Source organism: Candidatus Symbiopectobacterium sp. NZEC135 (genome assembly GCF_025962695.1).
On the sequence record NZ_JAGFPF010000549.1, the window covers coordinates 1 to 1233 of the forward strand.

The 1233-nt window shown below is 58.8% G+C and carries 1 protein-coding gene and 1 pseudogene; both read right to left on the bottom strand.

Annotation, left to right across the window (positions count from 1 at the left end; translation table 11 throughout):
- A pseudogene (locus J5224_RS28675) lies at positions 1 to 431 on the bottom strand (type VI secretion system membrane subunit TssM); the annotation flags it as partial.
- 25 nt (positions 432 to 456) lie between these two features.
- On the bottom strand, positions 457 to 1233 hold a 777-nt coding region (gene tssA, locus J5224_RS28680; RefSeq protein WP_264628492.1), incomplete at its 5' end, for a type VI secretion system protein TssA.

A 1233-nucleotide genomic window follows, 5' to 3' on the forward strand; every position in this document is an offset into this window, starting at 1 on the left:
ACCAGGCTGCTTTTACCGCTGCCTGACAGCCCAATCATCAGATACCACGGCATGGTGTACAACGCCCGCGCACCGAGTTGGTTCTGGAACGCCGCCAGCCAGCGATCGAGGAAGGTTTGCTGATGGTCAACATCGCGTTGCAGCGGATCCAGCTCGATGACCTGCTGTTCACGCCGCTCGGCACGCAGTTGTCGAACGCGTCGCCAAACGCACCAGGCGCTGTAGGCAAATCCCAGCCATAACCAGATAACGCTGAACACCACCCGTTCCCATATCCCTTGCAGCGGACGCCGTTCCCCCACCTGCAACAGTGGGCCGAACCACCAGGCCGCGATCAGCACAATGCTCCACAGCAGCACACCCAGCAACAGCCAGGAGGGTTTCAATTTTGGCAATTGCTTGCGCAAAAACGTTAAAATCGTTTTGAACATAGGTAACCACTCACTCCTGAATCTCTTATCGTTGACGGATCGCAGCCAATTGCTCCACACGGCCCACCATTTCTGGCTCCCACTGCATCAGCGCTAAACGCTGACAGGTCTGCCACAGATGCTGATAGTGCTGTGCGGCCAGCGCTTTCATGCCCTCTTCCATCAGTAAATCCGCCAGCACCAGCTCGGCATAAAAGCGATCGCGCGGCGCTTCCAGGCGATGCATCCGTTCATCCATCAGCGCCAGCGCCGCATTGATGCCCTTTTCGACGCGACAGTTGGCGACTTCCGTTGCCAACCCCTCCTGACGCCTGCCGCCACCGTGTGCTGGCTGGCTGGATTGCAGCCATTGGTGACACTTCCTGGTTAAAAAGGGCGAACCGTCACTAAACGCCAAATCGCTAAGTTCGGGCACCCGTTGGAGAAATACGGATAGCTCATCCGCGATAGCGTGGGCGACCGCAGCGTGCCCGAGGTGTGTCGCAACCGTAGCCGAGAGCATATGACCGTCAAACCAGTAGGGTGCCAGCACCAGACTCTGTTCAATGCGCTGCCACAGGCTTTGATCGGCCTGCGCCAGCGCGCCCTGGTATTCATCCACGCGGTCCGGCGATACCGGTGCCAATGGGGTTTTATTGCCCAGGGTACTCATCGGCGGCGTGGTAATGCCGGACCACAGGGCATTGCGCCGCAGTCGGTAACCCACCGGCGCATCCGGTTGACGTTCAACCAACAGCGCCGCCACATTGAGTTGTGTCTGACGCCAGCCGCGCTCATCGGAAGCATTGATCTCTACGGCACT